Source organism: Aeromicrobium halocynthiae (genome assembly GCF_039531385.1).
Taxonomy (GTDB): domain Bacteria; phylum Actinomycetota; class Actinomycetes; order Propionibacteriales; family Nocardioidaceae; genus Aeromicrobium; species Aeromicrobium halocynthiae.
Genome location: NZ_BAAAPY010000015.1, coordinates 13,014 through 33,777 on the forward strand (window position 1 = coordinate 13,014; position 20,764 = coordinate 33,777).

The 20,764-nt window shown below is 72.8% G+C and carries 28 protein-coding genes; 11 read left to right on the forward strand and 17 right to left on the reverse strand.

All coding sequences use genetic code 11. From position 1 onward, the window contains the following. Positions 1-106: 106 nt before the first annotated feature. The gene (locus ABD213_RS14415; RefSeq protein WP_344330068.1) at positions 107-1,171 is read left to right on the forward strand and encodes a baeRF2 domain-containing protein; all 1,065 of its coding nucleotides are present in this window, start codon (positions 107-109) and stop codon (positions 1,169-1,171) included. 32 nt (positions 1,172-1,203) lie between these two features. Then, on the forward strand, positions 1,204-1,902 hold the full coding sequence (locus tag ABD213_RS14420) for a GAF and ANTAR domain-containing protein (protein WP_344330069.1): 699 nt from the start codon (positions 1,204-1,206) through the stop codon (positions 1,900-1,902). A gap of 7 nt (positions 1,903-1,909) precedes the next feature. On the opposite strand, the gene ABD213_RS14425 is transcribed toward ABD213_RS14420, so the two are convergent. The 4 genes from ABD213_RS14425 to ABD213_RS14440 are packed head-to-tail and all read right to left on the reverse strand — an operon-like array spanning position 1,910 to position 5,941. Then, complete coding sequence (locus ABD213_RS14425) at positions 1,910-2,761, reverse strand: glycosyltransferase family 2 protein (RefSeq protein ID WP_344330071.1); 852 nt, start codon at positions 2,759-2,761, stop codon at positions 1,910-1,912. Next, positions 2,758-3,762: a glycosyltransferase gene (locus ABD213_RS14430; protein WP_344330072.1), complete on the reverse strand. Its 1,005-nt coding sequence runs from the start codon at positions 3,760-3,762 to the stop codon at positions 2,758-2,760. Before ABD213_RS14430 ends, ABD213_RS14425 begins: the two co-directional genes overlap by 4 nt. Next, on the reverse strand, positions 3,759-4,826 hold the full coding sequence (locus ABD213_RS14435) for a glycosyltransferase (protein ID WP_344330132.1): 1,068 nt from the start codon (positions 4,824-4,826) through the stop codon (positions 3,759-3,761). Before ABD213_RS14435 ends, ABD213_RS14430 begins: the two co-directional genes overlap by 4 nt. Then, positions 4,826-5,941, reverse strand: coding sequence for a glycosyltransferase family protein (locus tag ABD213_RS14440; RefSeq protein WP_344330073.1), 1,116 nt, complete (start codon positions 5,939-5,941; stop codon positions 4,826-4,828). Before ABD213_RS14440 ends, ABD213_RS14435 begins: the two co-directional genes overlap by 1 nt. 137 nt (positions 5,942-6,078) lie before the next feature. Between ABD213_RS14440 and ABD213_RS14445 the strand changes: the two genes are divergently transcribed. Then, positions 6,079-6,300: a hypothetical protein gene (locus tag ABD213_RS14445; protein WP_344330075.1), complete on the forward strand. Its 222-nt coding sequence runs from the start codon at positions 6,079-6,081 to the stop codon at positions 6,298-6,300. Next, the gene (locus ABD213_RS14450) at positions 6,297-7,157 is read left to right on the forward strand and encodes a glucose 1-dehydrogenase (protein WP_344330077.1); all 861 of its coding nucleotides are present in this window, start codon (positions 6,297-6,299) and stop codon (positions 7,155-7,157) included. Before ABD213_RS14445 ends, ABD213_RS14450 begins: the two co-directional genes overlap by 4 nt. Before the next feature lie 94 nt (positions 7,158-7,251). Here the strand turns inward: ABD213_RS14450 and ABD213_RS14455 are convergent, their stop codons facing one another. The 3 genes from ABD213_RS14455 to ABD213_RS14465 all read right to left on the reverse strand — a co-directional run bounded on the left by ABD213_RS14455 (position 7,252) and on the right by ABD213_RS14465 (position 9,476). Continuing rightward, positions 7,252-8,448 carry an alcohol dehydrogenase catalytic domain-containing protein gene (locus tag ABD213_RS14455; RefSeq protein ID WP_344330078.1) on the reverse strand — a complete coding sequence of 399 codons (1,197 nt, stop codon included), beginning with the start codon at positions 8,446-8,448 and terminating at the stop codon, positions 7,252-7,254. A 1-nt stretch (position 8,449) separates the two neighbouring features. Next, the gene (locus ABD213_RS14460) at positions 8,450-8,629 is read right to left on the reverse strand and encodes a hypothetical protein (protein ID WP_344330079.1); all 180 of its coding nucleotides are present in this window, start codon (positions 8,627-8,629) and stop codon (positions 8,450-8,452) included. Positions 8,630-8,708: 79 nt separating this feature from the next. Beyond that, complete coding sequence (locus ABD213_RS14465) at positions 8,709-9,476, reverse strand: sigma-70 family RNA polymerase sigma factor (protein ID WP_344330081.1); 768 nt, start codon at positions 9,474-9,476, stop codon at positions 8,709-8,711. A gap of 188 nt (positions 9,477-9,664) precedes the next feature. Here ABD213_RS14465 and ABD213_RS14470 point away from each other — a divergent pair, with 188 nt between their 5' ends. Together ABD213_RS14470 and ABD213_RS14475 are read left to right on the forward strand one after the other, a co-directional pair. Beyond that, on the forward strand, positions 9,665-10,003 hold the full coding sequence (locus ABD213_RS14470; protein WP_344330083.1) for a TraR/DksA family transcriptional regulator: 339 nt from the start codon (positions 9,665-9,667) through the stop codon (positions 10,001-10,003). Continuing rightward, entirely contained in the window at positions 9,973-10,644 is a 672-nt protein-coding gene (locus tag ABD213_RS14475; RefSeq protein ID WP_344330085.1) for a methyltransferase, read from the forward strand. Before ABD213_RS14470 ends, ABD213_RS14475 begins: the two co-directional genes overlap by 31 nt. Before the next feature lie 25 nt (positions 10,645-10,669). Here ABD213_RS14475 and ABD213_RS14480 read toward each other — a convergent pair whose 3' ends face one another. Together ABD213_RS14480 and ABD213_RS14485 are read right to left on the reverse strand one after the other, a co-directional pair. After that, positions 10,670-10,828, reverse strand: coding sequence for a CDGSH iron-sulfur domain-containing protein (locus tag ABD213_RS14480; RefSeq protein ID WP_344330087.1), 159 nt, complete (start codon positions 10,826-10,828; stop codon positions 10,670-10,672). Then, a complete protein-coding gene (locus ABD213_RS14485) occupies positions 10,825-11,757 on the reverse strand; it encodes an iron-containing redox enzyme family protein (protein WP_344330088.1) in 933 nt (310 codons plus the stop codon). The genes ABD213_RS14480 and ABD213_RS14485 overlap by 4 nt, the downstream gene beginning before the upstream one ends. Before the next feature lie 161 nt (positions 11,758-11,918). Between ABD213_RS14485 and ABD213_RS14490 the strand changes: the two genes are divergently transcribed. The 3 genes from ABD213_RS14490 to ABD213_RS14500 all read left to right on the forward strand — a co-directional run bounded on the left by ABD213_RS14490 (position 11,919) and on the right by ABD213_RS14500 (position 12,588). Next, the gene (locus tag ABD213_RS14490; RefSeq protein WP_344330089.1) at positions 11,919-12,176 is read left to right on the forward strand and encodes a hypothetical protein; all 258 of its coding nucleotides are present in this window, start codon (positions 11,919-11,921) and stop codon (positions 12,174-12,176) included. Next, positions 12,173-12,304: a hypothetical protein gene (locus ABD213_RS14495; protein WP_344330090.1), complete on the forward strand. Its 132-nt coding sequence runs from the start codon at positions 12,173-12,175 to the stop codon at positions 12,302-12,304. Before ABD213_RS14490 ends, ABD213_RS14495 begins: the two co-directional genes overlap by 4 nt. Before the next feature lie 77 nt (positions 12,305-12,381). Beyond that, positions 12,382-12,588: a hypothetical protein gene (locus ABD213_RS14500; RefSeq protein WP_344330094.1), complete on the forward strand. Its 207-nt coding sequence runs from the start codon at positions 12,382-12,384 to the stop codon at positions 12,586-12,588. A gap of 7 nt (positions 12,589-12,595) precedes the next feature. Here ABD213_RS14500 and ABD213_RS14505 read toward each other — a convergent pair whose 3' ends face one another. Both ABD213_RS14505 and ABD213_RS14510 read right to left on the reverse strand, forming a co-directional pair. Next, complete coding sequence (locus tag ABD213_RS14505; RefSeq protein WP_344330096.1) at positions 12,596-12,907, reverse strand: hypothetical protein; 312 nt, start codon at positions 12,905-12,907, stop codon at positions 12,596-12,598. Continuing rightward, positions 12,904-13,200, reverse strand: coding sequence for a WhiB family transcriptional regulator (locus ABD213_RS14510; protein ID WP_344330098.1), 297 nt, complete (start codon positions 13,198-13,200; stop codon positions 12,904-12,906). Before ABD213_RS14510 ends, ABD213_RS14505 begins: the two co-directional genes overlap by 4 nt. A 230-nt stretch (positions 13,201-13,430) precedes the next feature. Between ABD213_RS14510 and ABD213_RS14515 the strand changes: the two genes are divergently transcribed. After that, on the forward strand, positions 13,431-14,426 hold the full coding sequence (locus ABD213_RS14515; protein ID WP_344330099.1) for an NAD(P)H-dependent flavin oxidoreductase: 996 nt from the start codon (positions 13,431-13,433) through the stop codon (positions 14,424-14,426). 166 nt (positions 14,427-14,592) lie between these two features. Here the strand turns inward: ABD213_RS14515 and ABD213_RS14520 are convergent, their stop codons facing one another. The 3 genes from ABD213_RS14520 to ABD213_RS14530 are packed head-to-tail and all read right to left on the reverse strand — an operon-like array spanning position 14,593 to position 16,775. After that, on the reverse strand, positions 14,593-15,426 hold the full coding sequence (locus tag ABD213_RS14520) for an NAD-dependent epimerase/dehydratase family protein (RefSeq protein WP_344330100.1): 834 nt from the start codon (positions 15,424-15,426) through the stop codon (positions 14,593-14,595). A gap of 33 nt (positions 15,427-15,459) precedes the next feature. After that, on the reverse strand, positions 15,460-16,227 hold the full coding sequence (locus ABD213_RS14525) for an SCO1664 family protein (protein ID WP_344330101.1): 768 nt from the start codon (positions 16,225-16,227) through the stop codon (positions 15,460-15,462). Next, positions 16,224-16,775, reverse strand: a complete 552-nt coding sequence (locus ABD213_RS14530) for a DUF3090 domain-containing protein (protein ID WP_344330102.1) — start codon at positions 16,773-16,775, stop codon at positions 16,224-16,226. Before ABD213_RS14530 ends, ABD213_RS14525 begins: the two co-directional genes overlap by 4 nt. A 115-nt stretch (positions 16,776-16,890) precedes the next feature. On the opposite strand from ABD213_RS14530, the gene ABD213_RS14535 reads away from it, so the two are divergent. After that, positions 16,891-17,799 carry a DUF368 domain-containing protein gene (locus ABD213_RS14535; protein ID WP_344330103.1) on the forward strand — a complete coding sequence of 303 codons (909 nt, stop codon included), beginning with the start codon at positions 16,891-16,893 and terminating at the stop codon, positions 17,797-17,799. A 6-nt stretch (positions 17,800-17,805) separates the two neighbouring features. Here the strand turns inward: ABD213_RS14535 and ABD213_RS14540 are convergent, their stop codons facing one another. The 3 genes from ABD213_RS14540 to egtB are packed head-to-tail and all read right to left on the reverse strand — an operon-like array spanning position 17,806 to position 20,745. Next, entirely contained in the window at positions 17,806-18,504 is a 699-nt protein-coding gene (locus tag ABD213_RS14540; RefSeq protein ID WP_344330106.1) for an MSMEG_4193 family putative phosphomutase, read from the reverse strand. Between the two features lie 9 nt (positions 18,505-18,513). Continuing rightward, on the reverse strand, positions 18,514-19,488 hold the full coding sequence (egtD, locus tag ABD213_RS14545; protein WP_344330108.1) for an L-histidine N(alpha)-methyltransferase: 975 nt from the start codon (positions 19,486-19,488) through the stop codon (positions 18,514-18,516). A 3-nt stretch (positions 19,489-19,491) separates the two neighbouring features. Next, a complete protein-coding gene (gene egtB, locus ABD213_RS14550) occupies positions 19,492-20,745 on the reverse strand; it encodes an ergothioneine biosynthesis protein EgtB (protein ID WP_344330111.1) in 1,254 nt (417 codons plus the stop codon). Between the last annotated feature and the right edge of the window lie 19 nt (positions 20,746-20,764).

Here is a 20,764-nt window from a genome sequence, read left to right on the forward strand (position 1 = left end):
AGCGTGCCCATCGCGACGCGTCCGATGCGTCGTGAGGGCCCCCGGATGCCCGCTTCCGGACGTGCGTCCGAGGTTTGCCCGACACCGACCAGGGAACGCCGAGGACATGGCACCCACCTGGAAGATGCTCTATGCGAGCGACGGACCGTTCGCCACGGTCGTCGCCGACATCAGCCTGGCCAGTGCGTCGGGCATCGAGTCCCTGCACGCACTGTCGCAGACGATCGGACAGGACCTCGACGAGCTCGGGGCGCCGCCGTCGGTCGTCGACGAGGTCCGCGCGCGCTTCGCCGTCGCCGAACCGTCGACGGCGCCCCAGAGCCGATTCGTGGTGGCCTCGCCGGCAGGGGTGCTCGTCGACGAGGTCGTCCCGGACGCCTGCTCGACCCCCTTGGTCGAGTGGGAGCCGCTACCCGACCCCGGACCGCTGCTCGACCACGAGACCGAGCGCACGCCCGTGATCCTGGTGACGGCCGACCCCGACGGCGGCGGCGAGGTCCGCGTCGTCGGCGTGCGCGACATCGCGGGGAGCACTCGCGTGGCCACCGGCGGCTCCGGTCCGCAGCGACGGAGCCCGCCGTCCGGCGGACTGTCGCACGAGACCTGGCAGCCGCGGTCGGCGCCGGTGCACCACGACGAGCACCGGGCGCTCGCGGAGTCCGTCACGGCCCTGCTGGGCGACGGCCCCCGCCTCGTCGTGGTGACCGGCGACCCTGCGGCGAGGCGCGAGGTGGTCACGTCGCTGGGCGAGGTCGAGGTGCCCGTCGCCGAGATGGACCGGGCCGGGCACGAGGACGCCGGCGCCCCTGCCGCCACGCCGATCGTGCTGGACGAGCTCGTGAGCGGTCATGTCCGCGAGCGTGTCGCGAGGCTCGAGGCCGCCCTCGGCGACCGGCTGCGTGATCCCGGGACCGTGGCGGTGGGCGCCTCGGCAGCGCTGGACGCGATCACCGCCGGCCGGGCCTCGGCGGTCATCCTCGACCGCGACGCGACCGGGCGCCGGCTCCTCGACGTGGACGGTCCGGACGACGTCGAGCTGGGCTCGCTCGTCGCCGGACCGGTGAGGGCCGACCTCGCCCTCCTCGCCGCGGCCAGCATCACCAACACGGCGGTCGCGCTGCTCGACGCAGGGTCCATGGCGGGGCACGGCGCCGTCGCCCTCCTGCGCTGAGCGCACCCTCCGCCAAGCGCTAGACTTCGCGCATGGTCGACCCTCACGACGTGCAGCGCGACGTCGCCGACTTCGCACGTGACGTGATGTCCCAGCGCAGCGAGCGGCAGGGCGTCGAGGCCGTCACCTCCGAGGTGACGGAGCACTTCGCTAGCGTTGACGGCGCCGGGATCTCCCTCTACGACGGGAAGAACCCGATCAAGACCCTGGGTAGCACCGCGCCGTTCGTCGAGGCCGCCGACCGCTTCCAGCACGAGCTGGGCGAGGGTCCGTGCGTCGAGGCGCTCCGCGAGGAGGAACGCGTCCACGTCGCCGACCTCGAGAACGACGACCGCTGGCCCCGGTGGGCCAAGCCGGTCGTCGCCGAGCTCGGTGTCCGCTCGGTGCTCGCGCTGCAGCTCTTCGTCCGCGACCGCGAGCTGGGCGCCCTGAACCTCTACAGCAAGACTCCGGGTGCGTTCTCCAGCGACGACATCGAGACGGCGTCCTACTTCGCCGCCCACGCCGCGGTGGCCCTGTCCGGGCTGCGTTCGGTCGACCAGCTCAAGGACGCCATGAGTCGCCGGACACTCATCGGTCAGGCCGAGGGCATCCTCATGGAGCGCTTCGGGATGGACGGGGAGCGGGCCTTCGCGCTGCTGCGGCGGCTCTCGCAGCACCGCAACGTCAAGCTCTACGACCTCGCCGAGCACCTCGTCAGGACGCGGGAGCTGCCGGCCGAGCCGTCCTGACGGCTGGTCACGGGGATCCTCGCTCCGCGGTCGACTCCCACCCGCCGCGGCCGTCGCGTCGGACGAGACCTCGCGCCTCGAAGGCCTCGAGCCAGCCCTTCATCGGCCACCACCCCCAGGTCTCGGCGAAGAGTCGCCCGTTGCGCAGGATGTCGTCCAGGTGCTGCACCGGCGGGTCCTGGGCCGGGTGGTACTGGTGCAGTGCCGTCGCACCGCCGACCCATGCCAGCGGCAGGCCTGCACGCGCCGCACGCTGGCCGAAGTCGGTGTCCTCGGCCCCGTAGCCGACGTAGCGTTCGTCGAAGCCTCCGGTCGCTTCCCAGGCGGCGACGCCGACGGAGAAGGACAGGGACCAGAAGAGGTGATGGCCCTCATGGTCGATCACCACGTCGCCAGGGTCGGGGGCGGGTCGTGCCGGGTGCGGGCGAGCCGTCCTGGCCTCGGTCTCGAGGTCGTACCCGCCGGGAGGTGCAGGGGGCAGGTAGGCGACCGGTCCGCACAGGACGGCTGACGATCCCTCGGCCGTCGCGGCCGCCCACGCGTAGGCCTCGAGTGCGCCCGCGGTGGGCACGCAGTCGACGTCGAGGAAGATGAGCTGCCGTGCGCCCCGGTCGATCGCGATGCGCGCGCCGAGGTTGCGGGCCGCCGCCAACGGCAGGCCCGCGGCCGGGGCGGCGAGGGCGACGAGGTGGTCGGCCACGACCGTGGACGGACGCCACCGCTCGACGAGCTCGGGGTCGTCCATCGCGACGACGACGTGGTCAGCGGGTGGGGTCGTGGAGCACTCCAGGCCACGACGCTGGCGGTCGAGGTGCTCGTGCCGCCCCCGGACGACCGTCACGACGCTCGGGGCGCTCACGTCCAGGCCTCCTCGCGCGCCAGCTCGGCGACGCGGCCCGCGCCGAGGCTGTCGTTGAACGTGTGCCAGGCACGTCCGTCGCATGCGGCCTGTCGCTCGAGCAGGTCCGCCCAGCCCTCGGGCCCGGGTGGCTGCTCGAGGGCGAGGACCGGCCACCGGTCGTCGGCCTGCAGGGCGTGCACGAGGTGGTGCTGCTCGTCGTGGGGACGGTCCCTCGCGACGACGACCGCGGGTCGTCGTGCCGCGGCCACCTCGGCCACCGCGTTCTGCCCGCCGTGCGTCACCACGACGTTCGCCGAGCAGACGATGGGCCACGGGTCGTCCTGCCAGCGGCCACCCGGACCTCCGAGCACCGTCCACCGCCAGGCAGGCGTGGCCCGGCGGGCGAGCGCGAGGTCGTCGGCGTCGAGGAGCGGGTCCCCTCCGGCGCCGTTGAGCACCACGACGTGCCGCGCCGTCCGGTCGTGCGGCACCACGGCCGGGTCACGGCCGTCGTGCCGGGAGATCGCCCCGACGTGGCGCAGCCGGGGGTCGTCGGCATCGACCGACGACCGCCACGGGTGCAGCCCGGGCGGCCACGGCGCGACGAGCCGGTCCGCGACCTGGTAGGCGAGGTCGTGGGCAGGGTCCGTGCGGTCGCCCGGTTGCAGGACGATCGCGACGGGGACCCCGTGCAACCGGCACGACAGGGCGACCTCGACCGAGACGTCGACGACGACGGCTCGGGGCCGGGCGGCGTCGAGCCACTGCGCCAGCGTCGCCATCCGGGACCTGAGTCCCGCGTGCCGCAGCGGCACCCAGTGCAACGCGCCGCGGGCCGTCGGGTCGTCCCCGACTGCTCCCACGGGTGCGTCGTCCGCGAGCTGCAGCCAGTCGCCCGGCCACTGCGGGGGGCGGGCGGCGGTCGAGATGCCGGTGACCTCGCCGCCGAGGTGGTCAGCGATCGCGCGTGCCCGGGACAGGTGGCCGGCGCCGTGGTGGTGGACGTAGTAGCCGATCATGCGGCCCGCCGGCCTGTGGTGACGTCGCGGTAGATCCGCTCGTAGCGGCGGATCATCCGGTCCGCGGAGCAGTGGCGGACGGCGTGCGCGCGCACCTGTCGCCGTGGCAGCACGGCCGCCTCCCTCACCGACCGCACGAGCGCCTCGGGGTCGCCGGGAGGGGCCAGGCGTCCTCCCTGCGTGCCGACGACGTCGACCAGCCCGCCGCGGGCGAGCGCCGCCACCGGCGTGCCGCAGGCCATCGCCTCGGCGGCGACGAGGCCGTAAGGCTCGTCCCACTCCGGCGTCACCAGCGCGACGCGGGCGGCTCCGACGGCGGCCACCAGTCGGTCGGTGTCGAGGTGGCCGGCGTACACGACGTCGTCCCCGAGACGTGGTCGCACGTGGGTCTCCATGTACGCGACGTCGTGGACGGGACCGGCCAGCACGAGCGGGAGGCCGGCGGAGCGGGCGGCGTCGATGGCGAGGTGTGGTGCCTTCTCCGGCACCAGGCGTCCGGTCCAGATCGCTCCGGGACCGCCGGGACCAGGCGTCCACCGGCAGGTGTCGACCCCGTTCGGCACGACCGTCGGACTGGCGACGTGCGCCCAGGAGTCCGCCGTGCGGCGGCTGACCGCCGTGAACGTCGCCCCGTCCGGCGCGAGCGCGATGGCCGACTCCAGCCACGCGATCGGGGGCGTGTGCAGGCTCGTCACCAGCGGGAGGTCCAGTGCAGCCGCCATCGCCACCGGGAGGTGGTGGAGGCTGTTGTTGTGGACGACCTCGAAGTGTCGTGAACCCTCACGGGCCAGCCGGACCATGAGGTCCAGGTAGGCGTGGTGCTCTCGCATCCAGACCTCCGGCGGTGCGCCGACGTCGGCGCGGGCGGCCGCGCTGGGCTCGAAGGCGGGCAGGTCCAGGTGGGCGACCCCGAGGGAGGGGGCGGAGCCCGCGGCGGCGAACAGCGTGACGGCGTGGCCGCGCCGTCGCAGACCGGCGGCCAGGACGGCTGTGTGGGCCTCGAGCCCGCCGGCGAAGGGCTCGGCGATCGGGAACCGGCTCGAGGCGACGAGGCAGACGCGCATCACGCTTCCAGCAGGTGCGCGTAGAGGATCCGGTGGGCGTCGGCGACGTGCTCGCGCTGCGCCTCCCGAGCAGCCCGCGTCGGTCCCGGTGGAGGCGTGCCCACCCAGGACGAGCCGACCGCGGCCTCCAGCGACGCCTCGTCGAGACGCCCGACGTCGAAGCCGAAGGAGTGCACCGGCGCCTGGTCGGCGTAGTAGCCACAGGTCGGGGCGGCCACCGCAGTCCCGACGTCGCGGCAGGCTTCCAGCCATCCGGAGTGGGTCCCCCAGCGGTAGGGGAGGACCGAGAGGTCCAGGTCCGCGAGGTAGGCGAAGAGCTCGTCGTCGGTGAAGTAGTCGTGGACCCGGACGTCGACGTGGTCGCCGCAGCGCGCCAGGGCGTCGGCGAGCGATGGGTCGTACCGCCGGCCGGCCGGGTCCAGGACGTCCGAGTGCCCGTCGATGCGCAGGACCCCGCCCGGGATGGCACGTGTCGCGCGGTCGAGGACGGGCAGCAACGCGACGGGGTCCATGCACGCACGCAGGCTCTTGACGTGCATGCCGACCACGAAGGACCCCCCGCGCCGGGACGGGGCCGGCCGGAGCGTCGGCTCGGTCGGCAGGTCCTCCAGGGGCACGACGTGCGGGTGGGGGAGCACGGCCGCCCACCGGGACCACCGCCGCCGGATCTCCGCCTGTGCCCCGGCGGTGAGGGTCACCAGCGCATCGGCCCCCGGGACCAGCACGTCGAGCTGGGCATCGTGGGTCGACCGGTCGCGGTGGTGCGGGTTGCGCAGGTCGTGGACGGTCAGCACGAGGGGCTTGCGGTGGCGGCGCAGGGTGTGCACGAGGTCGCGCAACGCGTCGGGGGACACGGCGTCGAAGCCGAAGTGGACGTGCATGACGTCGAACTCGTCGTGGTGGTCCTCGACCCATCCCGGTTCCAGCGCACGAGGCGGCCACCACCCTCCGTCGCCGCGCGCCGGGCGCGGGTCGGGGAGCCGCTGGACGAGCGTGGCGCCGGGCGCGGTCGAGGAGGTGTGCCGGACGTAGACGTGGTCGGCGGGCACCGACGCCACGCGGATCGGCGGACGCAGCGAGTCCGACGTCCGAACCATCTCGTCCAGTGCGCTCACGACCGATCCCCTCCTCCGATGACGACCCCTCGTCGCCACGAGGGCGTGTACCCGTCCTCGCCCCGGTCAATCTCCGCGCATGGAGGCACGGGGCGAGGGAACGACCCAGGAGAACGCCCACCGTGGAGAGGAGCACCATGACCGACGACGCGAACGACCCAGGGCCGGCCACCTCCGAGACGAAGCGTGCCGAGCAGGTCGAGAACGAGGACGCCCACGACGTCGTCGACGACGACTCACCGGTCCTCCCCGACGCCGACCGACCGTTCGGCGACGACCCTCAGGAGCTGCAGGGCGACGACCCTGCCTCCCGCGGGTCCTGGGACCCGACCGACCACCACCCGAAGGAGCAGACATGACCGAGAACCAGTTCCCGCCGCAGCAGCAGACCCCGCCCGGCTCGACCGCCCAGATGTCGCCCACCCCCGACCACGGGGAGCACTCGTACGTCGGCCACCGTCGCCTCGAGGGCATGGTCGCCCTGATCACCGGTGGTGACTCCGGCATCGGCCGCGCGGTCGCGATCGCCTACGCCCGCGAGGGCGCGGACGTCGCCATCACCCACCTGCCCGAGGAGCTCGAGGACGCTGCCGCCACGTGCGCGATGGTCGAGGCCGCGGGTGCACGCGTGCTCGCCATCTCCGCTGACCTGCGAGACCGGGCGGAGTGCGACGAGGTCGTCCACGCGACCATCGACCAGCTCGGCCGTCTCGACGTCCTGGTCAACAACGCCGGGTACCAGATGGCGCGGGACCCGGGCATCGAGAACATCACCGACGAGCGCCTCGACCGGGTGCTGAAGACGAACCTGTACTCGGTCGTCTGGTTGACGAGGGCCGCCGTGCCGCACCTTCGAGGCTCGCGCGGGTCGATCATCAACAACACGTCGATCCAGGCCTACCAGCCGTCGCAGGCGCTGCTGGACTACGCAGCGACGAAGGCGGCTCTCAACAACCTCACCGTCAACCTCGCCGCGGAGCTCGGACCGGACGGGGTGCGCGTGAACGCCGTGGCGCCCGGCCCGATCTGGACGCCGCTGCAGCCGGCCACGCAGCCGGCCGAGAAGCTCGAGCAGTTCGGATCGGACACGCCGCTGGGTCGAGCAGGGCAGCCGGCGGAGGTGGCGCCGGCCTTCGTGTTCCTCGCCTCACCCGCAGAGGCGAGCTACGTCTCGGGGACGGTGCTCGGCGTCACGGGCGGCAAGCCGGTGTTCTGAGCAGCCGCATCACGTACGAGGAAGGGCCGGGACGATCGTCCCGGCCCTTCCTCGTGTCGCGACCTGCTCGATCAGGGCGTCGGCCGCTGCGCCCTCACGGCGCTGTCGCCCGGGGGTCGAACAGGACCTTGACCGTGCCGTCGACCTTGCGCTGGAAGGCGTCGTAGGCGTCCGCCGCAGCCTCCAGCGGCACGCGGTGGGTCGCGAAGGTCTCCAGCCCGAGCGGGTCCGCGGAGTCCTCCACGAGGGGCAGCAGGTCGTCCACCCAGCGCCGGACGTTGGCCTGCCCCATCCTGAGCGTGATCTGCCGGTCGAAGAGGTCCTGCAGTGACATCGGGTTCATCGTGCCGGCGTACACGCCGGAGATGGAGACCGTGCCGCCTCGACGGACGATGCGAAGCGCCAGGTCGAGCGCCGCCATCCGGTCGACGCTCACCGAGCGCATCACCCCGCGTGCGGCAGGACCAGGCAACCAGCCGGCCATCATCTGCACGAGCTCGGCCTTCGTGGACCCGTGGGCCTCCATGCCGACCGCGTCGACGACGCCGTCGGCCCCGCGGCCGCCCGTGAGATCTCGCACGATGGTCACGACGTCGGCCTCGTCGGTGTCGACGATGTCGGCGCCGTTGGCCTGCGCGCGCGCCAGCCGCTCGCGGACGGAGTCGATGCCGATGACGCGGACCCCGTGCTGCGTCGCGAGCCGGACGACCATGTCGCCGATCGGCCCGAGGCCGACGACGGCGAGCGTGTCGCCCTCGCCGACCTCGGCGTAGCGGAAGGCCTGCCAGGCGGTGGGCAGCACGTCGGAGAGGTAGACGTACCGCTCGTCGGGGAGGTCGTCCTGGCGCGCAGGGATGGCGCCGTAGGTGGCGTGCGGCACCCGCAGGTACTGCGCCTGCCCACCGGGCACGCTGCCGTACAGGGAGCTGTAGCCGAACAGCGCCGCCCCCTTGCCCTCCTCGGTGACCTGGGTCGTCTCGCACTGGGTCTGCAGGCCGCGACGGCACATGAAGCACGTGCCGCACGCGATCTGGAACGGGATGACGACGCGGTCACCGATCGCGAGGTCGTGGACGTCGCCGCTCTTGTCGACGACGCGTCCCATCGTCTCGTGGCCGAGGACGTCGCCGGGGCTCATGAAGGGGCCGAGGACCTCGTACAGGTGGAGGTCCGAGCCGCACAGGCCGGTCGTGGTCACCTCGACGATGATCTCGTCGGAGCCCTGGATGACGGGGTCCGGCACGTCGATCACCTGGACGTCTCGCTTGCCCTGCCAGGTCGCTGCGCGCATGTCAGTCCTCCTCGTGGGGCGATGTGCCCGTGTCGTCGATGTCGTCGTCGTCGACCTCGCTGGCATCCGGGGAGGCCTGTGTGGGCGGCTCGTCGGTGTCCGGCTCGGTCGACGGCGAGGTCTTCGGGTTCACCGGTGCCGTCTCGTCCGCACCGGGTCCGTCGTGGGGTGTCGTGGTCATGGGTCAGCCCTTCGTGGTGGCGTGGGCGCCGCAGCGCCTCGTCCTCACGACGTGCCCCGTACGGTGGGGATCATGCACCTCAGGCGGCGTCGACCCCGGCGCGCTGGCGCAGGCGGCGCAGCAGCGCGGAGAGGCGCCGCGAGACCTGCATCTGGCTGATGCCGAGCTCGGCACCCATCTCACGCTGCGTCATCTCGTCGACGTAGCGCCACCGCAGGAGCTGCCGGTCGTCGTGCCCGAGCTCTCGGTTGAGGTCGCAGAAGGTGACCCACTCCTCGACGGCCTCGAAGCGGTCGTCGGTCTGGCCGCCGAGCTCGTGCCCGGCGTCCTGCGCGGCCTCGGTGGAGTCGGTCGTGAAGCAGCCGCTCGCGGCGAGCGCCTCGCGGACGTCCTCGACCTCCTCGTCGAGGCGGAGGGCCACCGCCTCCGGCTCCTGGTCCTGGGGGTGCTCGGCGGCGTCGGCCGTGATCCGCGCCTGCAGCTCCTGGAGGCGCCGTGGGATGCGGACGTCCCAGGCGAGGTCGCGGAAGTAGCGCTTGAGCTCCCCGCGGATCGTGGCGGCGGCGAACGGTGCGAAGGCCCCCCGCGCGGGGTCGTAGCCGTCGGCGGCCTTGACGAGGCCGAGACGCGCCACCTGGTCGAGGTCCTCGGTGTCGACGCCCTTGTTGCGGAAGGTCCGCGTGAGCCGACGCGCCATCACGAGGTGGTCCTCGATCAGCGCGTCACGTGGGTCGGCGGGGCGGTCGCCGACGGGACGGTCCGCGACGGGCGACGGCTCGCCCGGCGTGGTGGTCTGCTCCTGATCGGAAAGCTTCGTGGACGACGGCAGAACGGCGGAATCGACCATGAGACGGCCCCCAGACGACTACTGGCACATGTCGGCTGCTGCTCAACCTGTGCTCCACATTGTCACAGTTCTGCGCAGATTCAACCCCGGGGCGGGATCGGTCGTGCGCAGCCCCCGTCGAGACCGTCCGGCGCGAGGTTCGGACACCTCGCGCGCATCGAATCGGGCCGGTGGGGAACATCGCGGACATGGATCCCGTCGACGAGACCTTGAGCCCGGAGCAGCGCGAACGCATCCGTGGCCTGCTGATGCGTGCCGCCGAGCAGGCGCGGGAGCGGGAGGGCGAGCTCGGGGTGCACGAGCCGTCGTGGTGCGGCGACGTAGTCGACCAGACCGAGGCGGCAACCGAGCTGCAGCTGCAGGCGATGCTCACCGAGAGCGAGCGCCGCAGCATCGAGCGCATCGAGCACGCGATGAGACGCCTCGACGACGGCAGCTACGGACGGTGCGAGCACTGTCAGCAGCCGATCGACCCCCGGCGGCTCGACGTGGCGCCGTGGGCCACGACCTGCGTGGGGTGCCCATGACGACGGCGGCGGCGTCGTCGCTGGACTTCGACGGCCTGACGATCGAGTACGACGACCGCGTCCTCGTCCCGCGACCGTGGACCGTGAGGCAGTCCCACTGGGCCCGTGAGCTGCTGGCCGACGTTCCGGAAGGGCCGGTCCTCGAGCTGTGCAGCGGAGTCGGCCACATCGGCCTGGCGACCGTCGCGGGCACCGGTCGGATGCTGGTGATGGTCGATCGTGACGAGCACGCCGCCGAGTTGTCCCGCCGCAACGCGGTGCAGGTCGCCGAGACCTGCGAGGTCCGGTGTGCTGCTCTGGAGACGGCGCTGGGGCCACAGGAACGCTTCCCGATGGTGCTGGCCGACCCGCCGTGGGTGCCGACGGCGGAGGTCGTGCGCTTCCCCGAGGACCCCGTCCCGGCGATCGACGGAGGCCACGACGGACTCGGCCCGGCGAGGGCGTGCGTCCGCGCCGGCGCCGCCCACCTCGCTCCCGGCGGGCAGATGATCCTCCAGCTCGGAGACGCCGCTCAGGCCCGCCGACTCGAGCCGGCGGTCGAGGAGTTCGGACTGGTCGTCGTCGACGTCCGGGAGGAGCCCGGCGGCGCCCTCGTCCGGCTGCGACGCGTCGAGGACGGTCTCGTGCCAGGACGGACGTGACGAGCCCGAGGACCGCCGCGTCCGGCTAGTCGCCGAGGAGCTTGTGGGTCGCGTCGCACCATGGCGGCCGGCCGGTGGCGCCGCACGTGCAGAGCGCCACCACCGGCCGGGTCGCCTCGCTCGTCTCCCCGTCGGGTGAGACGACGAAGTCGACGTCGCGCACGAGGCGAGGTCCGCGCGTCACGTCCACCGCTCCAGGAGGTCGGCCGCGTTGCGAGCCTCGACCTCCATGCAGGCGAAGGCCCCGAACAGCACCTCGCGCTCGCGGTCCGCGTCACCGTCGATCATGGGCACGCACAGCTCCTCCCACGCGAGGGCCTCGTGCACGGCGTCGGCCTCGACGTGCTCGTCGTAGTAGGTGACGACCCGCTCGTCGAAGCCGAGTCGGCGCAGGCCGCGCACGATCGCGGCGCACGGCAGTGAGCTCGTCGCCTCGAATGCTGCGAGGTGCCCTGCCGCGGCGAAGCGGAGCCGTCTCCTCAAGCAGAACATCGTCAGGACGTTGCTCACGGTGAGCGTGCTGGTGGCGACGCGGGCGACGTAGGCGCCGTAGGTCGGGTCGAGCCCGGCGGCGTCGAGCGTGTCGGCGAAGAGCTTCGCGTGCAGCCGGTCCGGGCGACCGGCGCCGAGCTCGTCGAACTGGATGGTCGCCAGGGCAGCCTTGGGAGCCACGTCGAGACGCGGCTGCACGAAGGCGTGCGGGTCGGCCTCCTTGAGGTGGAAGACGCTCTTCTCGGCGAGGATCTCGCGCACCTGCGCCGCGGTCGCGCTCGTGCGGATGAAGGTCGACAGGCCGGGCCGGTCCTCGAACGCGGCGATCATGCCGGGCAGGTCCATCGGTCCGTCCCAGGCCTCGAACGCCCGGCGCAGGTCCGACTCCAGGTCGGACTCGAGCTCGTTGCGAAGGCCGACCACCGTCGGGTCCCACTCCATGTCGGCGTCGACGTCGTCGAAGCCGCGGAAGTACAGCTCGTGCAGGGTCCACAAGGTGAGTGCACGGTCGCCGGCCCCCGCCTCCTGCAGACGGACGCCCGCCTCGGCCAGGGAACGGTGACCGCGCAGGTGGTCGAGGACGGCGGCACCGAGCGGGCCGCGTGCATCAGGGAGCTTCATGGCCGGGACGTACCCGTCCGCGCCGCGATCACGCATGCTCGTCGGCCGCGCCACGTTTGGGCACCGGGACGACGGGTACCACGTCTGCACCGGCAGCGGTCCTCCTCACGCAGCGAGGGCGCTGCCGGTCGACCACCCAGTCGCCTCGGGAGGAGGACGCCGTGCAGACCCACCGACGACGCCCGGCCGGCAGCTCGGCCACGGTGCTGAGCGTGCTCGACGACCACGAGATCGCCGCCTTGAGGGTCGATGCCGAGTCCGAGGGCCCGGTCGTGTGCCTGTGGCCCGACGAGGCCGAGGTGCCTGCGGGCGTCGGCGACGGTCTCGAGCAGGTCGCCGCCCGGCGTGTCGTGGCTGTGCTCCGGCACGGGCCCTTGACCACGCACCTCGTCGACTGCCGGGGGCGGGTGCCCACGTGACGGGGACGGTCGACGTCGCCGCTGCCGTGCGCAGCGTGGTCCGCGACCTCGCCGACACGCCTGCCGGCCTGCACGAGGTGCGTCTCGACGTGGAGGGGACCGTCCTCGACACGGCGAGCCGGCGCTGACGGGTGCTGCACTCCATGCGTCGGGTGCTCGACGACAGCAACCCTCGAACGACACGTCTCACGAAAGGGATTCTCGAATGTCTGGATCGTTCTCCCGGTGGCTCCCGCCGGCCACCGTCGCTGCCGTGCTCGCGATCGGGGGCCTCGTCGCCATGGCCCTGGCCCGGGCCGGTGTCCTGCCGGGTCGGCCGTGGGCCTACCTCTACCTGGCCTGCACGGCCCTCGGTGCCGTCGCGGGCCTCCTGACGGCGGTGGCGAGAGCCCACCGAGTCGCTGAGGAGTGAGCCGAGCTCAGGCGGCCTCGGACAGTGACTCGGGCGCCAGACACGTCTGCTGCAGTCTCGCTCGCGGTGCCGCGGTGAGGACGCACTGGCGGACGGCCTCCATGAGGTCAGGCTCCGACCTCGTCTCGATGATGACGAAGCTCGACGACCCGTCGCCGGAGTGCTGGACGACCACTGTCTCGCCAGCGAGGGCGAGGGCGAGCAGGGCGTCGACGGCAGCGAAGGCGGCCAGGTCGGCGCTGGAGAAGATCTGCACCGCCCAGGAGACGTCCGACGAAGGGATCAGGGGGCCCACGACGACGTCGTGCGCGGTGCTCACGCGACGACGCTGGGGCGCTGCTCGCGCTTGATGATCTCGAAGCGCTCGCGTTCGCTCAGCCCGCCCCACACGCCGTAGGGCTCCTGGGCGCGCAGGGCGTGGGAACGGCACTGCTCGATGACCGGGCACGTGGCGCAGATGGCCTTCGCCTTGCCCTCGCGGTCGGCGCGGGCGTTGCCGCGCTCGGCGTCGGGGGAGAAGAACCGCGAGGACTCCAGGCCCACGCACGCTCCCTCGTACTGCCACTCGTACTCGGACTGAAGGACCTTCGGGAGTCGGGAGAGGTTCGCCATGATGAGTCCTCGGGGTGCGCGGCGGATCTGATCGGGATGGTGAATGCTGTACGACAATGTACCGCAAACTTGTTCAATCACGCAATCCGGTGAACAACTTTTCTCGGAAAACTTGTTCGCGGTCCCCGAACCTGTTCATGACGCCGCGCCACTGCCGTGGCGCTGGCCCCCGACGGCGGGGGCGCGGGACGGCTGGTAGAAACGAGCCAGTCCAGCCCTGAGGAGTGGTCGTGTCGTTGCCCGAGGTCCTGCGTCGTCCCCTGTCCGTGCCGGTGGTCGCCTCGCCCATGTTCATCGCCTCCGGCCCCGAGCTGGTCGTCGCGCAGTGCCGGGCCGGCGTCATCGGCTCGTTCCCTGCGCTCAACGCCCGTCCGGCCTCGCTCGTGCGGGAGTGGCTCGCCCGCATCGAGGAGGAGCTGGCCGCCCACTCGGCCGAGCACCCCGAGCAGCCCGCCGCGCCGTTCGCGGTGAACCAGATCGTCCACCGGTCGAACAACCGGCTCGACGAGGACCTGCAGGCCGTCGTCGACCACCGCGTGCCCATCGTCATCACGTCCCTCGGTGCACGCGAGGACGTCAACGAGGCCGTCCACTCCTACGGCGGCATCGTGCTGCACGACGTCATCAACGACCGCTTCGCCCGCAAGGCGATCGAGAAGGGGGCGGACGGGCTCGTCGCCGTCGCCGCCGGTGCCGGCGGCCACGCCGGCACCCTCTCGCCGTTCGCGCTCGTGCGCGAGATCCGACGCTGGTTCGACGGCCCGCTGCTGCTCTCGGGCGCCATCGCGCACGGTGCGTCGGTGCTGGCGGCGCAGGCCGCCGGTGCCGACCTCGCCTACGTCGGCTCTGCCTTCCTCGCCACCCACGAGGCGAACGTGGTGGACGGGTACAAGCAGATGGTCGTCGACTCCGCAGCGTCCGACATCATCTACAGCAACCTGTTCACCGGCGTGCACGGCAACTACCTGCGAGGCAGCATCGAGGCCGCCGGCCTCGACCCAGGCGCCCTGCCGGACTCCGACCCCTCGGCGATGGACTTCGGCACGGGCGACTCCCCGACGGGAGAGGCGAAGGCGTGGCGAGACATCTGGGGCTCGGGCCAGGGCATCGGCGACGTCGCGCGGCAGCAGTCGGTCGCCGAGCTCGTCGCGACGCTGCGCGACCAGTACGACGCCGCGAGGGAGCGGACGCTCCTCGCGCCGGCGAGGTCCGTCCTGCCCGCCTGAGCGTGGGCCGACGCCCCTCGTCGCGGTCTCGAGGCGATGAGGGTCGCGAGGCCCAGCAGCTCGAGGCTGACGCCGCGCGCGGTGGCGAAGACCGGGCCCATCGCCGGCTGGACGGCGCGGCCGCCCACGGCGGCGACGCTGGCCGCGACGGGACTGCTGCGCGGGCTCAGCCCGGATCCGTGACGTCCTCCGGCCCGAGGTGGGCATACCCCTCCCGGTACGTGAGGTAGCGCGGGACCCAGCCGGTCTCGCGCAGTCGCGCGTTGCTCAGACGCTTGCCGTGCCCGCGACCGGTCGGGACGGGAGGCCTCGGCAGGCCCGTGCGAGCGGCGATGAAGGCCGCCACGTCGCCGAGGAGCGCCGGTTCGTCGTCGGTGCCGACGTACAGGGTGCGCGGGGCACCGGGCCGGGTGAGCAGGTGCACGACGGCGGCGGCCGCGTCGTCGCGGTGCAGTCGGTTGGTCCAGCGGTCGGGGTCGCGTACGCGGCCGTCGCGCACCTGGTCGACGAGCCGTCTCGTCCGTGGGCCGTACAGACCGGACATCCGGACGACGGTGCCGTGCGGCAGTCGCTCGACGAACCGGTGCTCCGCGGCGAGGAGTGCGCGAGCCGGACCGTCCACCGGACGCGGGGGCGTGGTCTCGTCGGCTTCCTCGCCGTCGGGAAGGTCGCCGTAGACCCCCGTCGAGGAGACCAGCACCGCCCGGCGTGGGACGGATGACAGGGCGTCGAGTGCCCGGGTCATCCCGTCGACGTACGTGGCGCGGTAGGACTCCTCGGTCCGCGGCCTGGCCGTGAGGGCCACGACGAGGAGGTCGGCGTCCACCCCGGTCAGGTCGGGGGCGGCGACCGTGAGGTCGGCCCCGACGCCTCGCATCGGGGCGGGGACCAGCTCCGGACGTCGGCGCACCGCCGTGACGGCGTGCCCGAGGTCGACCAACCGCCGACCGACGTCCGACCCGAGCTCGCCGAAGCCGACGAGCAGGGCCGAGGAGGTCATGTCCGGAGGATACGGCGATCGGGGAGGAGGAGTTCAGAAGGGCGGCCAGGGAACGGCAGGCATGTCGCCAGAAGGCGCCGGGAACTCGCCCCTCGCGAGCAGGACGTCGCACCGTCCGGCCAGGGCCGAGACCTCGTCGTCGTCGACCAGTGACGCCAGGGCGGTGCCGAGCGGACCGTCGACCAGCTCGCGCACGCGACGAACGGCGGTGAGCTCCTGGGCGAGCAGGGGCTCGCCGACCCATCCCCACAGCACCGTGCGCAGCTTGGGCTCGACGTGGAAGGTCAGGCTGTGGTCACAGCCGTGACGGTGCCCACCGGGCATCTCGAGGACGTGGCCACCCTTGCGGTCGGCGTTGTTGACGAGGACGTCGAGCACCGCGACGCGACGCAGGGCCACGGAGTCCTCGTGGACGAGGGCCACGGGCTCCCCGTCCGCCCCGAGGCCGTCGACGACGTGCAGCAGACCGTCGGGGACCGCTCGTGCCGGGACGACCGTCACGGCCTCCTGCCCGGGATCCGGCTCGCGCCACAGCTGCACCATCCCGGGGCCGTGGGGGCCCTCTCGCACCCAGGTGGGCGGCACGACGTCCCAACCCAGCGCCTCCGACACGAGGTAGGTGGCCACCTCCCGAGTCGCGAGCGTGGCGCCGGGGAAGTCCCACAGCGGCTGCTCGCCGGCCACCGGCTTGTAGACCACCCGCACGCCGTCGATGGTCCCGACGAACGTCGCGTTGGAGGCGGTGGTGATGCGCCCGAGGAGCGTCAGCTCACCATCGGGCAGGACCAGACGCGTGCTCACGTGAAGTCGTCGGGGACGACGCACTCGTGCCCCGGATCCATCGGCACGTCGCACAGCGAGCAGATCGGTCGTCCCGCACCCACGACCTGGCGGGTGCGCTGGGCGAACGCGCGCGCGGCCCCGACCGGGATGCGCACGACGAGCACCTCCTCGGGCTCGACGTCGTCCAGCACCATGCCGGTGTCCTCGTCGACCATCGGGATGGGGAACGCCTCGATCACGACCTGGGCCGTCGTGGGGTCCCAGCCGAGGCTCATGGTGCCGGCGCGGAACTGCTCGACGACGGGCTGGTCGAGGGGCTCGTCGTCCGTCAGGCCCTCCGGGGTCAGGGCGGGGACGCTGAACGGGTTGCCGTCCTCGGCCATGAGCGTGTCGAGCACCTCCTCGAGGCGCTCGGCGAGGGCGGCGGACTGCTCCTTCTCCAGCGAGACGCTCACGACCTGAGGCCCCTCGCGGGCCTGCAGGTAGAAGGTCCGCTCGCCGGGGCGACCCACGGCCCCGACGACGAAGCGGTCGGGCCAGTCGAATCCGTGGATGATCGTGGCCATGGCTCCATGCTAGGCCGGGCGCCGTGAGCCCACCGTCCGGCCGAGCGGGTGCGCTGGCGTCCGGTCCGGCCCGTACAGTCGTGCCGTCCGCGCCGTTCGTGCCCGATGGAGTCCCATGCGTACCCGACAGAGCCTCATCGACGTCGTCCGCGGCGCCCTGATCGGCATCGTGGAGATCGTCCCAGGCGTCAGCGGTGGGACGGTCGCCCTCATCGTCGGGCTCTACGAGACGCTGATCGAGTCCGCCGGGCACGTCGTCCGGGGCGTCGTGAAGCTGCTCGCCGACCTCCCGCGGGGTCGCGGGGCCGCGGGAGGCCTGCAGGAGCTGCGGTCCGCGCGGTGGTCGGTGCTGGTCCCCGTCGGGATCGGCATGGTCACCGCGGTGGTGCTCGGAGCCCGGGCGATCGCGCCGCTGCTCGAGGAGCACCCGGTCCCGACCCGGGCCTTCTTCGCCGGCCTCATCATCGTCTCGCTCGTCGTCCCGATCCGGATGGTGGGAGGTCGCTGGTCCGTGGTCGAGGTCGGCACGGCCGGCGTGGCCGCCGTCGTCGCGTTCCTGCTGACGAGCCTGCCCCCGTCGCGCGTGGACGACCCGTCGCTGTGGATCGTGGTGGGCGCGGCGGCCGTCGCCATCTGCGCACTGGTCCTGCCCGGTCTGTCGGGATCCTTCCTGCTGCTGGCGATGGGTCTGTACGCACCCACCCTCGACGCCGTCAACGACCGCGACCTCGCCTACCTCGGCGCGTTCATGGTCGGCGCGATCCTCGGTCTCGGGTCCTTCGTGGAGGTGCTGCGCTACCTCCTGCGCACCCACTGGCGCCTCACGCTCGCGGCGATGACCGGTGTCATGGTCGGGGCGCTGCGGGCGCTGTGGCCCTGGCAGGACGACGACGGAGCGCTGCTCGGTGCGTCCGGCTCGCTGGCGCCGGTCGTGGTGGCGTTCCTCGTCGGGGCGGCGCTGGTGGGCGCCCTCCTGCTGCTCGAGCGCGTGCTGACGACGTCCGAGGTCGAGCCCGCGGGCTGAGCGCGGTCAGGCCGACGGTCCCGCTCCACCACCGACGGCGGCGTCCCCCGACGGGGCCGTCCCGGGCGTCGCGACCAACCACGACAGGTCGCCGGCGTGGGTGTTCATGGCGAGCACCGTCGGACGTGCCGTCGCGTAGCGGACGATCGAGATCGACGCGGGGTCGACGGCGATGCGTTGGAACAGGTCCAGGTGCTGGCCCAGTGCGTCGGCGAGGATCGCCTTGATGATGTCGCCGTGGGCCACGGCGGCCCAGACCGCGCCGGCGCCGTGCTCGGCCTCGAAGGCCGCGTCGTTGCCGCGGACCGCGGCCACGGACCGTGCCTGCATGGTCGGCATCGACTCCCCGCCGGGGAAGGTGACGGCGGACGGGTGGCTCTGGACGACCTTCCAGAGGTCCTCCTTCGCGAGGTCCTTGAGCGTCCGGCCCTGCCAGTCGCCGTAGTCGCACTCGGTGATGCCGTCCTCCAGCGAGAGGTCCGGACGCGGGTCCTGGCGCTCGAGGATCGCCTGCGAGGTCTCGCGACAGCGCTCCAGCGGGCTGGAGACCACACCGACGAGCGGCACGACGGCAAGGCGTTCGCCCGTGCGATCGGCCTGGTCCCGGCCGGTCTCGTCGAGACGGACACCGGGGGTGCGACCGGCGAGGACGCCGTCGGCATTGGCTGTGGTCCGCCCGTGGCGGACGAGCACGACGGTGGCCATGACGGGAGCCTACTGGCGCACGGCGAGGACGAGCGCGTAGTCACCGTCGGTCCACCAACCGGCCGGGTCCAGTCCCTGGGCGGTCAGCTCGGCCTCGATGCCCTCGCGCCGGAACTTCGAGGAGATCTCGGTGCGGATCTCCTCGCCCTCCTCGAGCTCGACCTCCAGCCCGAGCGCGGCGAGGCGCCCGGTGAGCGAGCGGCGGGCACGCAACCGCATCTCGATCCGCTCGTCGTCGGGGTCCCACAGCGCGACGTGCTCGAAGTCGGCGGGATCGAGGTCGGCGTCGAGCTCGCGGGCGAGCACCCGCAGGACGTTGAGGTTGAACTCGGCCGTCACCCCTGCGGCGTCGTCGTACGCGGCGACGAGGCGCTCGGGGTCCTTGACCAGGTCGACGCCCAGCAGCACGGTCTCGCCCGGCGCGAGGCTGGCCTGCAAGGTGGCGAGGAAGCCGGCACGTTGCGCCCGGTCGAGGTTGCCGATCGTGCCGCCGAGGAAGGCCACCAGTCGTCGCCCCGGCCGGGGCAGGTCCGGCAGGTGGCGCTCGAAGTCGGCGACCACGCCGAGCACCGACAGCCCGGGACGCTCCACGGCGAGCTCGTCGACGGCGCCCTGCAGTGCGGTCGGGCTCACGTCGACCGGGACGTAGGCGCGCAGCCCGTCGCCGAACGCGTCGAGGAGCAGGGACGTCTTCTCGCTCGAGCCGGACCCGAGCTCGAGGAGGACGTCGGCCTGCGAGGTCGCGACGACTGCGGCGGCGTGCTCGACGAGCAGGTTCCGCTCGGCCCGGGTCGGGTAGTACTCGGGCAGGCGGGTGATGTCCTCGAAGAGGGCGCTTCCCCGCTCGTCGTAGAAGTACTTCGGCGGCAGGGTGTAGGGCCGTGAGCCGAGGCCCTCGGTGGCGTCGTGGGCGAGGGCGTCGCGCAGCGCGTCGGGCTCCAGGAGGACCTCGAGCGGTGTCGCGGCCGTGGGGGAGGGTGTCATGGATCAGTCTCCTGAGGCGAGTCGGACGCCGGTCATGGGCCAGCGGGCCCCGGGCGGGAAGAAGTTGCGGTAGCCGGCGCGGGTGTGGCCGGCCGGGGTCAGCGCGCTGCCGCCGCGCAGGACCATCTGGCTCGACATGAACTTGCCGTTGTACTCGCCGACGGCGCCGGGCGCGGGATGGAAGCCCGGGTACGGCAGGTAGGCCGACGACGTCCACTCCCAGCAGTCGCCGAGCAGCTGGCGCAGGCGGCCGGTGGCCGGACCGGCGGCACGCGGGTGGAAGGCGTCCAGGTCCGCGACGTTCTCCTCCGTCGCGGACTGCGTGACGGCGGCGTGCTCCCACTCCGCCTCGGTGGGCAGGCGATGGCCCGCCCACGTCGCGTAGGCGTCGGCCTCGTAGTGGCTCACGTGCGTGACCGGAAGGGCCGGGTCGACGGGGTGGGTCCCGTGCAGCGTGTGCTCGAACCAGACGCCGTCCTCCTCGTGCCAGTAGAAGGGCGAGTCCCATCGCTCGGCCTGCACGCGGCCCCAGCCGTCGGACAGCCACAGGTCGTGGCGTCGGTAGCCGCCGTCGGTCATGAAGTCCAGCCACTCCCCGTTGGTGACGAGGCGGTCGGCGAGGCGGTACGGCTGCAGCCACTGCTGGTGGCGCGGCAGCTCGTTGTCGAAGTGGAACCCCTCGCCGGTCGCGCCGATCTCGACGAGGCCCCCGTCGAACCCGACCCAGCCCAGCCGGTCGGGGGTCCCGGGCAGTCGAGGAGCGCCCGCGTACACGGGCTGGAGGGGATTGAGCGAGAGGACGTGCTTGATGTCCATGAGCAGCAGCTCCTGGTGCTGCTGCTCGTGGTGGAAGCCGAGCTCGATCGTCGGGCGCAGCTTCTCCAGCGTGCCGCCGTCGACCCGGTCGACGAGGTCGGTGACGCGGGCGTCGACGTCGGCCCGGTAGTCAGCGACGTCGTGGGCACCTGGCCGGCTGATGGCACCGCGCATCGAGCGGGTGTACCGGGGCCCGACGCCCTCGTAGTAGCTGTTGAACAGGAACCAGTAGCGGTCCTGGAAGGGGGCGAAGCCGGGTTCGTGCTCGGCCAGCAGGAACGTCTCGAAGAACCACGTGACGTGGGCGCGGTGCCACTTCGTGGGCGAGACGTCCGGCATCGACTGGACCGTCTGGTCCTCGGGGCTGAGCGGGGCGGCGAGGCGTTCGGTGTGGGCGCGGACCTCGGCGAAGCGGGCCAGGATCTCCTCGGTGGTCTCCATGTGCCCAACTCTTGCACCG

Excerpts from the sequence above, each read along its gene's own strand:
- ABD213_RS14415 (WP_344330068.1), top strand. The coding sequence starts at position 107 with ATGGCACCCACCTGGAAGATGCTCTATGCGAGCGACGGACCGTTCGCC.
- ABD213_RS14420 (WP_344330069.1), top strand. The coding sequence starts at position 1,204 with ATGGTCGACCCTCACGACGTGCAGCGCGACGTCGCCGACTTCGCACGT.
- ABD213_RS14430 (WP_344330072.1), bottom strand. The coding sequence starts at position 3,762 with ATGATCGGCTACTACGTCCACCACCACGGCGCCGGCCACCTGTCCCGG.
- ABD213_RS14435 (WP_344330132.1), bottom strand. The coding sequence starts at position 4,826 with ATGCGCGTCTGCCTCGTCGCCTCGAGCCGGTTCCCGATCGCCGAGCCC.
- ABD213_RS14445 (WP_344330075.1), top strand. The coding sequence starts at position 6,079 with ATGACCGACGACGCGAACGACCCAGGGCCGGCCACCTCCGAGACGAAG.
- ABD213_RS14450 (WP_344330077.1), top strand. The coding sequence starts at position 6,297 with ATGACCGAGAACCAGTTCCCGCCGCAGCAGCAGACCCCGCCCGGCTCG.
- ABD213_RS14455 (WP_344330078.1), bottom strand. The coding sequence starts at position 8,448 with ATGCGCGCAGCGACCTGGCAGGGCAAGCGAGACGTCCAGGTGATCGAC.
- ABD213_RS14460 (WP_344330079.1), bottom strand. The coding sequence starts at position 8,629 with ATGACCACGACACCCCACGACGGACCCGGTGCGGACGAGACGGCACCG.
- ABD213_RS14465 (WP_344330081.1), bottom strand. The coding sequence starts at position 9,476 with ATGGTCGATTCCGCCGTTCTGCCGTCGTCCACGAAGCTTTCCGATCAG.
- ABD213_RS14470 (WP_344330083.1), top strand. The coding sequence starts at position 9,665 with ATGGATCCCGTCGACGAGACCTTGAGCCCGGAGCAGCGCGAACGCATC.
- ABD213_RS14485 (WP_344330088.1), bottom strand. The coding sequence starts at position 11,757 with ATGAAGCTCCCTGATGCACGCGGCCCGCTCGGTGCCGCCGTCCTCGAC.
- ABD213_RS14500 (WP_344330094.1), top strand. The coding sequence starts at position 12,382 with ATGTCTGGATCGTTCTCCCGGTGGCTCCCGCCGGCCACCGTCGCTGCC.
- ABD213_RS14510 (WP_344330098.1), bottom strand. The coding sequence starts at position 13,200 with ATGGCGAACCTCTCCCGACTCCCGAAGGTCCTTCAGTCCGAGTACGAG.
- ABD213_RS14520 (WP_344330100.1), bottom strand. The coding sequence starts at position 15,426 with ATGACCTCCTCGGCCCTGCTCGTCGGCTTCGGCGAGCTCGGGTCGGAC.
- ABD213_RS14530 (WP_344330102.1), bottom strand. The coding sequence starts at position 16,775 with ATGGCCACGATCATCCACGGATTCGACTGGCCCGACCGCTTCGTCGTC.
- ABD213_RS14535 (WP_344330103.1), top strand. The coding sequence starts at position 16,891 with ATGCGTACCCGACAGAGCCTCATCGACGTCGTCCGCGGCGCCCTGATC.
- ABD213_RS14540 (WP_344330106.1), bottom strand. The coding sequence starts at position 18,504 with ATGGCCACCGTCGTGCTCGTCCGCCACGGGCGGACCACAGCCAATGCC.
- egtD (WP_344330108.1), bottom strand. The coding sequence starts at position 19,488 with ATGACACCCTCCCCCACGGCCGCGACACCGCTCGAGGTCCTCCTGGAG.
- egtB (WP_344330111.1), bottom strand. The coding sequence starts at position 20,745 with ATGGAGACCACCGAGGAGATCCTGGCCCGCTTCGCCGAGGTCCGCGCC.